Source organism: Paenibacillus eucommiae, from assembly GCF_017874215.1.
Lineage (GTDB): Bacteria > Bacillota > Bacilli > Paenibacillales > NBRC-103111 > Paenibacillus_AI > Paenibacillus_AI eucommiae.
In genome coordinates this window covers 1-13,673 of record NZ_JAGGLB010000060.1, presented here as the reverse complement: position 1 = coordinate 13,673, position 13,673 = coordinate 1, and the positions used below count along the sequence as shown (strand labels likewise).

Sequence of the window (13,673 nt, the reverse complement as noted above, 5' to 3'; positions counted from 1 at the left end):
CTATTTCATCGCTTGATACCATTCGTTAACTTCTTGTGTAATCTTATCTCCACCAAGCTTCTTCCATTCGTCTACAAAAGTGTCAAAGGCATCAATGGAAACCTTGCCCAAAATAATTTTCGTAACCATTTCGTTTTCTTTCGTATCAAGCACAGCCTTACGCTCTGACATAGAAGGAGTAAAAGCGCCGTAAAATTCATTGAAATAGAACCCGTCTTTTTTGTAAGCCTCATTCATTAACGCCATCGTGCCTCCTTCTTTGGCAATCATCCACTGAAACCACTTCTTTTCATCCCCGGCTAAATAATCCTGAACTTCACTATACCTGGCAAGTCGGTCGATATCATTACCGAGACTGGAAGGATCCTTATCCTTTATTGCCTTAGGGAGCAGCTCTCCTGAAATGACATTTCCATCCATTAGAAAAGCAAGAATCGGATTTATTCTATAAAAAAGGCCTTCACCTTGACGCTTCTTCCCAAAAAGCAGAATCGAGTTTGATTCACTAGGCTTCACCTGATTTTCGATCCATTTGTTCAATATGCGGATGGCCGCTTCCGGATTTTTAGCATTTTTATTCACAACATAGTAATTGTAGACGCTTGCAGAGGTTTGCATCAAAGCAGGCTTTCCATCCACAGATGGTATTGGATATGCCACCCATTCCTGAGACATCTCATCATCCTTCACTACTGCTTTTTGAATTTCCAGACTGTGGGCAAAACCACCATAAAACATGCCGAGCTGGCCCGTGGCAAAGGATTGAGCCATTTTCGAGAAATCCTTAACACCGAATTCCGGATCAATCTGTCCTGCTTTGAACATATCCTGCAGCTGTTTCAACGCCGTTTTCATTTCCGGCTGAATACTGCCAAACACCAGATTTCCCGAAGCATCCTTGACCCAGGTCTGCGGATAAGCGTGGTAACCATTATAGAATCCGATAAGCTCCGACAAATCCTTTGTGAGTCCAAACCCCAACGCCTTGCCTTTACCTCCTGTGTCACGTTTGGAGAACGCTTCAGATATGGTCAGTACATCCTGCATCGTTTTGGGCTCAGGCAGGTTAAGCTCGGTCAACCAGTCTTTCCGTATCCAGACAAACTGCGCGTTATTGTAAGGACTGTTGATTTGCGGAATCGCCATCAGCTTACCGTTGAAGGTAGCCGTCTTCATTTGCCTGCCGCCATCCTTGGTGAATTCCTTCTTCGTATCTTCAGAGGCGTTATCCTCCCATAGCTGAGTCAAGTCCGCAGCCATGTCGGAGTCGATTAACTGCTGCAAATCTCCAGCACCAACCATGTAGAAATCCGGTAAATTGTTGGAGGCAATGCTGATCTTTATTTTCTGAGGATATTCCTTAAAGGATACAGACCAGTCATTGACGAGCTTAATGCCCAACTCCTCTTCATAATAATCATATATGGCATTTTTATCGATGCTCTCACCCTCATCATAATATTGATCAGGCGGCATAGAACGTACAGTAGAAACGGTAATCGGCGGGTCGTATTTTCCAGTTGGATCTGGATTATTACCTTGAGAATCTGACGGTGCTGACGTTCCGGCAGGCTCTGTGCTTTCCTTACCCTGGTCCTTATCTTTCGGTGCACTGCTGCAAGCTGTTACCAGAACAAGCATTAGTGACAAACATACAAGCAGCAATCTTTGTCCAACTTGAGCCTTCATTTTTGCCTTCATTCTTTTTCCCCCTTGTATGGATAGATAGCAATCGGATCCGATGTGCTTTCAGTATATAAATTTAATGAAAGGGTAACCAGATTCATCTCATGACATTAGGTTACATCTCATAACCTATTTTCTCACAACCTATTTCCTAGAGGTCGCGGTAATCCTGTGGCGTCATCGACATCTGAGTTTTGAAAAAGCGGATGAAGGAAAGTCTGGAGTCATATCCGACCAGACCGGCGATCTCGTAAATTTTGTAATGAGAAGCTTTGAGCAGCTCCTTAGCCTTCTCCAGCCGGCAGTGATTAATCATATCCGTCAAGGAGATTCCAGTTATTTGCTTGTATAAGCGGGATAGATAGGCTGGATGTAGATGGGCTTGCTCAGCCAAATGCGTCAGGGATAAATCATCGGCTAGATGCTTGCGAATGTAATCGTTCATCCATGACACCACATCATGTTCGTTCTGCATGGGCTTCTCTGCACGATAGGCGAAAATAAGGGCGGCCAGCCTGGCAAAGTACTGCTGCATTTCTTCCCAGGTCACCGATCTTTCTACATGGGTCAATCGACTCGCATCTATTTGGGCAAATACAGCGCTCGCAGTAGGATGAAGATTCAGATAGGACAAAAACACCGAAGCCAGCGAATGATACATCTCTAGCCTCATGAAGCCTGAATAGGTCTCCCCTCCAGTATCCATGATCTCGTTATAAAGCTGATTAAACTCTCCCTCAGCCCCATTCTCCAAATAATGACGCAGTAAGTCGATCTTCTTCGTCTTGCTGCTCAGCAGCCGCGATTTATCGGAATCGCTTGTCCCTTCAGTTTTTCCAGCCGTTACATCTGTAAGCCGCAGTTCTGTTCCCGCTCCTGGTTCAGTTAAAAAAATGGTCTGCATCGTTTCAAACTTATCAGCAAGCTGATTCCACGGCAGAGGTGTCTCGCTCATAACGAAGGAAACAGGCAGCTTAAGGATGTCACGACAGGCGCGCTGAATGGACTCAAGCATGGCAAAGCAGAAGGTAAATGTATGGGACCAGACAGCCTCTTCGGCTATAACATCCCCAGTTGCCGGCTGCTCTCCTTGTGGCTGCAGCAGCCAGAACAGATTCAATTCCTCATACACGCTCGATACAAGTCTCGTACTCGAACTTAAATATTCTTCGGCAATATTCTGCACCGCATACAGCATCAGCTTGCGATCCACAGCGTCGGCTTTATCGCCCCAGCTGTCGATCCTTCCCACCAGCAGCAAAACAGGCCTATCACTGGAAAGAGGAATATCCATGTGCCGCAGCTGCTCGCTTAGCTTCTCTGGTGAAGGCCTGCTTTCTCTGTGCATCAAACCATGGAGATACTGCTGCTGCAGCAGCGGAATGGCTTGCTTCTTGGCCATCTGAGCCTGATGCAGCCGTTTTTTGGCTTCGTACTCGCTCTCCAGCTCAGTGATTGCTTTATGAACAGCCGCCTGGATTGCATCGCTGGTTTCGGTTTTCAGCAAATAATCAGAGCCGCCGCCGGAAATCGCACTTTTGACATAATGGAAATCGTCATAGCTTGTCAAAAATATAACCTTGCACGCTGGCCAATACTTGCGTACTTCATGCAGCAGCTCTATCCCTTCCATACCCGGCATTTTAATATCTGACAAAACGATATCTATTTTTTCCCGCTTCAGTACTTCCAAGGCTTCGTACCCCGAATAAGCGGGATAAAGCGTAAGGTCCTCTTGGCTGCTGAATAAATCCATCAAGCCTTGAACAATAATAGGCAAATCGTCGACGATAATCATTCGGTACATGGAATCATTTCCTCCTTCTGGTTCTTTGATTCTTTTTTATATCACAACGACGGAAGATATCTTCCCGATACGGAAAGGACCTGTCTCTAACGGTCACCGCTGACCTTTAGAGGCTGATTTTTACCTATTCACGATTCTAATGGACATCCGCGACCATAAGAAGGCGGTTTTCCCCATAATCGCCCCTTTTCAGCCTGTAAGGGGCATCCGTGACCGTTACAATCTCATTTCGCTGCATTTCCACTTCTAACGGACTGCGGTGACCATTAGTGCACGTGTTACCCTCGCCGGACCGCTATAAAGCTGGCATTTTCGTAGCATTTAACCGCCATCGAATGTTTGCTTGACTGTCAAGCACTGATTATTAGGTTGAGCCAATTTTTCTTGCAATTTTTCTTGCAATTTCTCTTGCAACTTCTCTTGTGGCTCCTCTTTCTTCTTCTCCGTCTCTTCCTCTTCTCCAAGCTGCAGCCGAATCCTGACACATAGTCCTCCAAGCTGTGATCTGGATACGGCAAGACCGCACTCCGTTCCATACATCAACTGGATTCTGCGGTGCACATTGATTAACCCCGTCGTTTCCATCATATCCGTGCCCGCAGCTGAGGCGAGGCGGCTATTGATTTCGGAAATCTGTTCATCACTTGTGCCTTCCCCGTTATCTTCAACGAGTATGTCCAAATGCCCTTTTTCCGTTCGGGAATGGACCCATAATTCCCCCCTTGTGACCAAGCTGCCAATTGCGTATTTGAACGCATTTTCAACAATAGGCTGGACGATAAGTCTGGGCACAAACATCTGGCTTAAGGATTCATCCGGCGGGTCATACTCCACATCTATTTTATGCCCATAGCAGACAGCCTGAATATCCACATAGGTTTTGGCGTGACGCATTTCGGTTTCCAAGGTGATTTGGTCATCCGCATTTCTCGTGATAAAGCGAAAGTAATCGCCGAGATAAATGGCAAGCCGCGATGCCTTCTCCGAATCAGAGCCGCGAATCAGCCAATTGAGAATAAAAAAACAGTTATACAAAAAATGCGGGTTGATCTGTGACTGCAGCCGCTTCAGCTCTGATCGCTGGTTGCGCAGCTCCTTTTCATACACTTCATGAATAAGCACATTCAGCCTTGAGACCATGTGATTGAATCGCTCATACAAGTAGCTAAACTCATCATTCCTCCGGTCTGTCTCCAGGGGCTGCAGCCTCCCCTCCTCCACCTTGCGGAAGGCGAATACCAGCTTACGCAGCGGATAATGAATAATCCGATATAAGGAAAAAGCAAAAAAGAAAATGATCACGATGGAAACCACCAGCAAAACCCACGTCCATGTCCGATACGACTGAAGCGCTCCAAAGATTTTCTCTTCTGATACATAAACTAGCAGTGTTGTTTCTAGATCAGCAATTTTTTTAAAAGATACGATATATTTCGTTCCTTCCAGCTCAATAGACTCAGCGCCAGATACGGCGTTCTGATCTCCCCTCTCCCTCAAGAAAGTTCTCATTTGTTCAACGATTTTTGCATTCTCACCCCTGGAAATGATCCAATCCTCGTCCGGGTTCAATATCGCCGCATCCCCCTGATCTGGACTTACAAGGTTGCGCAAGCTGTCTGCAATTGCACTTTTGGACAGTTGAATAGCGATAATAAATACGGGCGTTCGATCAAAAGCCGTATTCATGGGGTAGCGTAGGCTCATAAACAATTTATCCCCCACCTCCACAATCCGCATAGTATCCAGATTTTTCGAAAGCGCAGCGTATTCATCTTGAGGAATAGCAGAATCGAAATCGAACGTATAGAACGTTCTGTCCAATAAAGGGAGAAACACTTTGACCTCCTCAATAATGGTGCTCGAAGATTTAACCCATGAAAGCCGTTTCTGCAGGGCTAGCCCTTTCTCTGTACGATCGTAGTAATCGATGTCATCTCCTGAAATAGCAAGCTCCATAAGGTCTATATCCACTACAAATTCGTATATAAGCTGAGAAATCCGCTTAAGCTCCTGTTCGAAAGACTGTGAGTAGAATTCATCGCGGCTTTTGATCGATTTCATAATCTCTTCATCAATGACCTCCGCTCCCTTCTGATTAAGAAAAAGCGTCATCGTATAGAACGGAATCAATACAGCCAGAAAAGACAAAACTAGCTTCACAAAAATAGATAAGCCCTTTCTCCTTCGCACCATTTGCTGCCCCCTTCTATTTCCTATAAGCCTATTTGGAATTCATTATAACAAGGAATAGTTGGAACAGCGATAGTTTACTGATTTTACTGAATCTTGCAATCTAGCAAAGTTTCCAATACATTAGGAATAGAATTATAAGGATTTAATGGTAAACAATTTTAAATACGCTAAAGGAGGCATTTATGATGACATCTATTAGTTTGCTCAAAAAAAATGTAGGTATTGTTCTTGAAAAGAAAAACTTGACCAAGGTGAAAGCAAGGGTCGGTTTGGTCATTGATATTTCCGGATCGATGCGCCCCTTGTACAAGAACGGAACGGTGCAAAGGGTCGTGGAGAAAGTCTTAGCCCTGGCCTCTCAATTTGATGATGATGGCATACTGGATGTCTGGTTATATGACCACCGGTATACCCGGCTCCCTTCCGTATCTGAAGAAGGCTTCCAGAATTACGTCGAAACTCAGATCCTTCAGAATGACTACATACCCAAATTTGGCAGAAATGATGAACCTCCTGTAATGCGGGATGTGATCAAAAAATACATCGAGGAAGAGCCAAGCAAAGATCCTGCTTATATCGTATTTATTAATGATGGAGGCGTTAAGCGGGGCAAAGGAGATACCATTGATAAAGCCGTAATTGATTCTTCCAAATATCCTGTATTCTGGCAGTTTATTGGAATTGGAGACAATCAATTCGGAGTGCTGGAAAAGCTGGATACAATTGACGGCAGGGTCGTTGATAATGCCAACTTCTTTCAAATAAACGACATTGAAACACTTCCAGATGAAGAGCTTTATGAGAAACTGCTGTTCGAATTTCCAGACTGGTTAGCCGCAGCCAAAACAGCTGGCATCCTTTAGCAGCAAGAAAAATGCCTTGCAGCGTCCTTTGAGGAGCGTATTCGTGGCGTTGGTGCATGGAGGAGGGAATGGCTGTGGGCTCCAGCCGCTGTTAAAGATTTGTTCCCATGAATGGAATGAATGTGGGGGTTGGAACAAATCTTTAAAGGCGGACGCTACCGCTCTTCCGCCCACAGCCATTCCCTCTTCTCAGCTACAATCGCACGAACACCAAGCTCAAACGGACAGCCAGCAAGGTTTTTTCTCTTGGTTTGAGGAGATTTCCTAGCGGATGCAGCGCTAGGAATGAAGCGCATTCAATTGGGAAGAATCTGCTACTTTAACGATGTTTTTCATCGTTAAAGCACTGGGTTCCTATCCATATTCTTACTTTAACGATGAAAACCATCGTTAAAATCCCTTTTAACCATCCCCTGAGAGCCAATCCGTCTCTTTTAACGATGAAAATCATCATTAAAGTGACGGATTGGCCTGGAACACCTCCTTTAACGATGAAAAACATCGCTAAAGTGGAGTACACCCTCATTTCGACGGAGGTCGGGTAGTTCACACAAAAATAGCCGAAAGATCGGACGCGTCGGAACGTCCGATCTTTCAGCTGCATAGGACTAAGTCGTGGCCGAGGCATTATAGCGCAAAGCTTAATCGACTTAATTCGGAAGTGTTGAAAAAGTTCCGTCGTTATTCCGATTACCGCTCCCGTAAGAAGTCGATATTTCTTCGCTGAAAATACCTTTACTCGTTCCACCTTGAAAACAATCGTTGCCCGTAATAAGGTTATTCGTGCTGCCCGAGCTGATTCTAAGTCCATATAGCGCCTGATTGGTTTCGGATCTGAACGTATTGCCTTGAATATTATTGCGGTTCGTTCCAGACGTCATCATCATATTGGCGTAACTCCCTACGGAGAAACCATTATTCATACAACTATTTCCTGAAATCGATGAATCCGAAATAGTGGATAAGTAAATACCATACTGACCATTTCCCAGGCATTGATTATTGTGAATTTGAAGCTCGGCGGCCTGATAAATACGAATTCCGGAATTGCTATTCTTGCTGCATGTATTGTTGCTGATAGCAACCCGTTCAGCTTCGGCCGTCGTATTCATATTGATACCGGTTGCATTATAGTTGCACACATTCCCTGTTACCAGTGCATTCTTGCCGCTATCGACCATAATCCCGTATTGTTTATTATCGTAACAGTTATTGGAACTGACCACGATATCATGGGCGTGATTGATATAAATGCCATGATACATTTTACTTCCGGTGCACACGTTGCTTGTGACCGTTCCGAATGATTCTACTGCAATGTCGCCCAGCAGCGTGACGTCAATGCTAATGCCGCCGTTTCCATTATTCCGGCATACATTACCATCAACCGTAAAATATTTGCAGTATCGGGATACGACAATTCCATAAGCCAATTCGGTTCCATCCTCATTATCCGAGCATAAATTTTCAGAAATGCTCCCCGTATGAGCCACATCGACAGTTATGCCATGACCAATATTTGCATTGCAAACATTGCGCGCTATCGTATATTCCGAACAATAGAGCAGGAGAACACCAGAAACCGCACACTGGGTAATGCGGCTATCTTGCAGAGTTATTCGTTGCGAATGTGTGGCGAGTATTCCGAATTTGCAAGACTCGATAGCTGCACGTTCTATTACTGTATCTATAGTCTTATAAATACTTTGCACCAGATGTACTTCCGGATTTGTGTCCCCTTTCCCGACGATATGAATTCCGCTTTGGTGTGAATTTTTAATCGTTACGTCACAAATTCTGATGTTCTTGACATCCGTTGTGTTGGCCAATATTTTGATCGCTTCTTGCTCGTTAATATTTCCCAGATTGGTTGTATTCACTTTGTTCATGTCCACAGTCAAACTACGAATGGTGATATGCGAAGCGTTATTGATAAATAGCCCAGTCGAAATGCATCCATTGGATGCTTTTAAAACAGCATTCTCTCCTACAAGACAAACATATTCCCGAATAGTTATGACTCCGGAGAACAAATAGGTTCCGGGAGGGAAATAAACAATGGTTCGCAACAATGAAGCTGCATCAATTGCCGCTTGAATAGCATTCTTATCATCTGTCTCGGCATCCCCTTGAGCTCCCCACCATTGGGGATAAAGGACAGGCAGCTTTTTATTCAGAAGAATGGTTCCCGAACCATTGAAAATGTGGAATACGCCGGCATCAATCAAACCGGATATGGTAACATTAACCCCGTTATCGGGGGACAATACGGCCCCTTGATCGAATAATAACGTAAATCGTTCAGGAAATTCAACATTCGAGCTCATTTTATATATTCCTGCTGGAAAATATAATGTTGCGGCGGGTTTGCCAGCTTGCTCAGCTATAATATCGTTCAATACTGGGCTGTCATCAACGATGCCTTCTCCGGCTCCGCAATTTTTCACGTTGATCCAATCTGTTAAGTGAATTTGATTCGTGCAATCATTCCCGGAGCCCTCTCCATACACTTGTTCCGTTACCGTTTTGGCATTTGCCTCCACAAAACCCCTCTCAGCCAGTAATGAACCCATGGCGGCCACAACTCCTACAGATCCGATCGTTTTCAATACATTTCTTCGGCTTAATAGTTTCCGGGGGAATTGCTCCTCTAAAGCTTGTTCCGATTCCGCAGGCATTTTGTCCATATTCTTTCCTCCTGAAAAAAAAGTTTTGGGGTGCATTTTATTTGGACTTACTTACCGCTAAGCTCTGTCATCCGTTTGTTATTTTTAGTATAAGGGGATCTAAGGAACAAAGTCATTGCTCTCACGGCCCTTCGTTTTGTCATTTTGGTCCAAGATTAGTCTCGTCATTCCCGGCTTGAATCTGTTTGTCTATGTAATATAATTATAATATATATAATATATAAGGCTAAGGGAGGGAAGGATAATATGACGGCTCGTCCAAGATACACTCTTCGGGAAGAACTGGTTATTCGCAAAATAGTCACGTTTTATTACAGGGAGATGTCCAAGCATTTTTATACCATTGGGGAAAGGCATGATTTCTGGGAGTTACTCTATGTCGATAAAGGTGAATATGAGGTTATTACAGACTCGGAACCTTATTTCTTGAGCCAAGGGGACATGACCTTCTATAAACCCAACATGTTTCATGGAGGAAGAGCTATAAATGGTACGTCTCCTAATCTGATCATCCTCTCCTTCGAGTGTTCGTCAGCTTGTATGGATTATTTCGCAGATAAATGTATGCGCTTGCAGGAAGATGATCGTCAACTATTGGCGTTGATCGTTCAAGAGGGCTTGCAGGCCTTTGATCCCCCAATCAATTCCGCTGATTTTCATGGATGCCCAACCGGCAGTGAAGGAGCAGCGTTTGGTAGCGAGCAGCTGATAAGAAATTATTTGGAGATTTTATTAATTAAACTGATCCGCAAGGACACGATGAACATGATCAATGAGAAGCTAGCTACATCTACTATTACTGAAGAAAAACGAAGTCTTGAATTGATTACAGCAGTAACCGAATATCTCGCGAGCAATCTCAAGTGCAACTTTACCTTCGATCAATTGTGCGAGAAATTCGCCATCAGCCGCACTCGTCTCAAGTTACATTTCAAGATAAAAACGGGAATCAGCGTGATGGAATATTTTAATCGCTTAAAAATTGAGGAGGCTAAACGAATTATTCGTGATGAATCGGCAAGCCTCTCGGAAATCTCCGAGCGTCTGGGATATAGCAGTATCTATTATTTTTCCAAGCAGTTCAAGCGGATAGCCGTGATGTCTCCATCTGAATATGCGCGCTCGATTCGCGCACTTACCCAAAGAACACGCGGTATTTGATGCACCGGCCGCTGGAACTTAATAAGGCATTTCTACGCAGAAAACGGCTGCCTTCTGCTGCTTCTCTAACGAGAATAAGCAGAAGGTAGCCGCCAACATACAAGATGAAATTCGAAACACCCATATTTTTCCATCCATAGTTCCATTACTTCAATAATTTCAAATCAGACTCCGCCAAAATCCGCAAGCGGAATCCATTCATCGCCGTCTTCCCCAAATCCTCCAGCAGCCCATAGTTGGCCCAGGCGCCAACTACCGCGCCGATGCCTGGCAGCAGCTGCAGCATTTTGCGAAAATCGATCGAGTCCCGGTACTCCTGCTGGAACTGCTCCCAGTTCACCTCTGGGACATGCTCGTGCTCATCCCAATGCTTCACCTGATAGTAGGTATCCATCCGCTTGTATGGGCCTGAAAAGGCCAGCTGAAACACATACAGCAGGAATAGCCGCTCCCCATAAACCTTAGTGGAATATCCGTACACATGAGCCAGCTCGAATAACAGCTTCAGCTTAATCGCAATCAATGCGGGAAAATCGACCAAGCCGAGAAAAATGCCCCCCGCTCCCGTACCGGCCCCTTCAGCAGCGGCCACCTTCTTGTAGGTGGATATTACCTCCAGCGCTGTTTCATCCCGCTGCCACAGTGATTCATTCAGCTTGACGGCACGCTTAGGCGTATATTCCGCCCCAAAAATCGCAGCATGCACCATGCTCTTCACGACTGTGGTCAAAGTTTGATGAAACTTTTGCGGCAGCTTCTCATTAATCTTATTGCTAATCGTCTTCCCTGTTTTCTCAAAAAAACCAGGAGGGCTCTGCAGCTCCTTCTCCCAGCGCTCAAGCGCCTGCCGGACTTCGACTTCGTAATTCATAGGCTCACCCACTTTCTTTCGGACATCCAGCCATGTCTTCAACGCTTACCTTTTGTCAATCTTGTCATCTTGTTCATCTTGTTTTCCCCGCTCCTTGTCTACCTAGTCATCGGGCCTTCCCAGACCTTCATTCCACCAGATAAGTGGGCAAGGTAAATGCAGCCATTCCGCCGCAGGACTGCTGCCGCTTGCTTGCTGCGCACTCCACTTTGACAGTACAAATATACGGGCTCCTTTTGGGGAATTTCCCCAATCCTGCGTTGAAGCTGGCTCAGCGGAATGTTTACCGCACCGGCAATATATCCCCGCTGAAACTCTCGCGGCTCACGCACATCAACAAGCATGTAACCGTCCCGCCTCATCTCCTCCTCGAACTGAAGAGGCTTCAATACACGTAACCCTCTTACAGGAATCATTAATTTAAAAAACCGATACGCCAGAAATGCAATAAGAGCTAAAAGGATTAGTTTAATCATATGAGCACCTGCCTGGGTTTTTACTTGAAGGTTATTCACCTTCCTTAATTATATGCCTACGTGGTCCCCTCTGTATATATTTACACGTATGGCATTGCTTTAATCCATTTATTTACCCTCGTCATCATCCATAAAAAGCTCACGCAGCATTTTATCCTTGTTATTCAGGAAATGCTTCATCAAAATGTAATGGTCCGTTTCCTCAAGCGTTGTTTGTTGAATGCCATCAGAGGTCAGATTATAGATCAAAGCATCGGGATAAGCCATCAAAATAGGGGAATGCGTCGCAATAATAAATTGGGAGTTATCCTTGATTAAATCGTTCATTCTGGCGAGCATCGCCATTTGGCGGTAAGGTGAAAGCGCAGCTTCCGGCTCATCCAGAATATATAAACCTCTGCCGCCAAAGCGGTGCAGGAACGTCGCAAAAAACGATTCGCCATGGGACAGCTTATGCAGCGACTTACCACCATAGGAAGAAATGATAGACGGACCACCTCTAGGCTCCTGATCCATTTGATCAATATCTGTTGCCAGGTTGTAATAGCTCTCCGCTCTAAAAAAAAAGCCATCCTTCGGCTTGCTGATTCCGCGAACTAACCGGAGATATTCATACAAATTCGAATGAGTCGATGCCGTTGAAAAAGAGAAATTAATAGTCCCGCCTTCCGGATTAAAACCCAGCGCAACCGCAATGGCTTCCATTAACGTTGATTTCCCCATCCCATTCTCGCCGACTATATAGGTAACTTTAGGATGAAGATCCATTTTTTCCAAGCTTCGAACTGCAGTAAGGTGAAACGGATAGTCATCAAAGGAAGGTACGATATCCCGCCGCAGCTGAATGCTTCTTAGATAAGTGTCCATTTTGCTTTTTGTCATCATCTACTCCCTCCTGCTCATCATAAACATAAACATAGACATTAACATAAACATAAACATAAACATTAACATTAACATTAACATTAACATTTTCGTCATCGCATTACCCTGATTTAGTACTGGCCCCTTGCCAGAAAATATCCACGATTTCAACAGCAATCTCATACATATTCGCAAACCGCTGCCTGATTAATTCGTTATGCCCCACCATCAATAAAGACATAAAAGCATTCGCCGTCAAATACGCATCCCTCTTGGCAAGCTCCCCATTCATAATCGCCTGTTGAAAAGCCTCGGCAATCACAAGATGAATACCATGCTCAGACGCACGGATTTCCTGAAGCTGCTCCTCAGTCAGAAATGGCTTGGCATTAAGAATCATAGTAGCAAAGTCTGTCCTCGCATTCACCAGGTGGCCCATGGCAATATCGATTAACCGCTCTCTAAGCGGCTTCTGCTCTTGTAAAATAACCAAAACATAGCCACGAATCTGATTCATTTGGTGACTTACAGCCTGTGTAAACAAATTAGCTTTATTCGTAAAATAATAGTAAACGGTCGCCTTAGTTACCTGGCATTCAGTGGCAATCTGCACCAAAGAAATTTGTTCAAAGCCATTATGGATAAAAAGCCTTGCTGCCTTTTGAAGGATGTGTTCATGAGTCTTTAGATCAACGCCTTCCTGTTTCCGTGGCCGGCCTGGACTCTTCTTCTGATTCATTACAGACATCCTCCTTCATAATTGTTATAGAAATTGGGCTCAACACCATAATTAGTGCTTGACAAATTAATGGATAGCTAAAACTGGAAAAACATCTGCCAATCCTGTACGGTTGAAAGTCCTACCCAACAACAAAAGAGGAATAGACCGATGCAGAATCCATATATCACAACGACGGAAGATATCTTCCAGATACGGAAAGGACCTGTCTCTAATGGTCACCGCTGACCCTTAGAGGCTGATTTTTACATATTCACGATTCTAATGGACATCCGCGACCATTAGAAGGCGGTTTTCCCCACAATCGCCCCCTTTTCAGCCTGTAA

General features: G+C 44.6%; 10 protein-coding genes. 2 read left to right on the top strand and 8 right to left on the bottom strand.

Annotated elements, in window-relative coordinates; translation table 11 throughout:
• The 3 genes from J2Z66_RS41290 to J2Z66_RS41280 form a co-directional block, all read right to left on the bottom strand.
• Entirely contained in the window at positions 1 to 1,701 is a 1,701-nt protein-coding gene (locus tag J2Z66_RS41290; protein ID WP_209979739.1) for an extracellular solute-binding protein, read from the bottom strand.
• 136 nt (positions 1,702 to 1,837) lie between these two features.
• Positions 1,838 to 3,493, bottom strand: a complete 1,656-nt coding sequence (locus tag J2Z66_RS41285) for a response regulator (RefSeq protein ID WP_209979737.1) — start codon at positions 3,491 to 3,493, stop codon at positions 1,838 to 1,840.
• Positions 3,494 to 3,814: 321 nt separating this feature from the next.
• Positions 3,815 to 5,686, bottom strand: a complete 1,872-nt coding sequence (locus J2Z66_RS41280) for a sensor histidine kinase (protein WP_209979735.1) — start codon at positions 5,684 to 5,686, stop codon at positions 3,815 to 3,817.
• 185 nt (positions 5,687 to 5,871) lie between these two features.
• Here J2Z66_RS41280 and J2Z66_RS41275 point away from each other — a divergent pair, with 185 nt between their 5' ends.
• The gene (locus J2Z66_RS41275) at positions 5,872 to 6,549 is read left to right on the top strand and encodes a vWA domain-containing protein (RefSeq protein WP_209979773.1); all 678 of its coding nucleotides are present in this window, start codon (positions 5,872 to 5,874) and stop codon (positions 6,547 to 6,549) included.
• 650 nt (positions 6,550 to 7,199) lie between these two features.
• Here J2Z66_RS41275 and J2Z66_RS41270 read toward each other — a convergent pair.
• Positions 7,200 to 9,236 (bottom strand): right-handed parallel beta-helix repeat-containing protein, encoded by a 2,037-nt coding sequence (locus J2Z66_RS41270; RefSeq protein WP_209979733.1) that lies wholly within the window; start codon positions 9,234 to 9,236, stop codon positions 7,200 to 7,202.
• A gap of 246 nt (positions 9,237 to 9,482) precedes the next feature.
• On the opposite strand from J2Z66_RS41270, the gene J2Z66_RS41265 reads away from it, so the two are divergent.
• Complete coding sequence (locus J2Z66_RS41265; protein ID WP_209979731.1) at positions 9,483 to 10,397, top strand: AraC family transcriptional regulator; 915 nt, start codon at positions 9,483 to 9,485, stop codon at positions 10,395 to 10,397.
• A 145-nt stretch (positions 10,398 to 10,542) separates the two neighbouring features.
• On the opposite strand, the gene J2Z66_RS41260 is transcribed toward J2Z66_RS41265, so the two are convergent.
• From J2Z66_RS41260 to J2Z66_RS41245, 4 genes are all read right to left on the bottom strand, one after another.
• Positions 10,543 to 11,268, bottom strand: a complete 726-nt coding sequence (locus J2Z66_RS41260) for an EcsC family protein (RefSeq protein ID WP_209979728.1) — start codon at positions 11,266 to 11,268, stop codon at positions 10,543 to 10,545.
• A gap of 98 nt (positions 11,269 to 11,366) precedes the next feature.
• Positions 11,367 to 11,744, bottom strand: a complete 378-nt coding sequence (locus J2Z66_RS41255) for a rhodanese-like domain-containing protein (protein ID WP_209979727.1) — start codon at positions 11,742 to 11,744, stop codon at positions 11,367 to 11,369.
• Between the two features lie 108 nt (positions 11,745 to 11,852).
• Complete coding sequence (locus J2Z66_RS41250) at positions 11,853 to 12,626, bottom strand: AAA family ATPase (protein WP_209979771.1); 774 nt, start codon at positions 12,624 to 12,626, stop codon at positions 11,853 to 11,855.
• A 103-nt stretch (positions 12,627 to 12,729) separates the two neighbouring features.
• On the bottom strand, positions 12,730 to 13,347 hold the full coding sequence (locus tag J2Z66_RS41245; RefSeq protein WP_209979725.1) for a TetR/AcrR family transcriptional regulator: 618 nt from the start codon (positions 13,345 to 13,347) through the stop codon (positions 12,730 to 12,732).
• Positions 13,348 to 13,673: the final 326 nt, after the last annotated feature.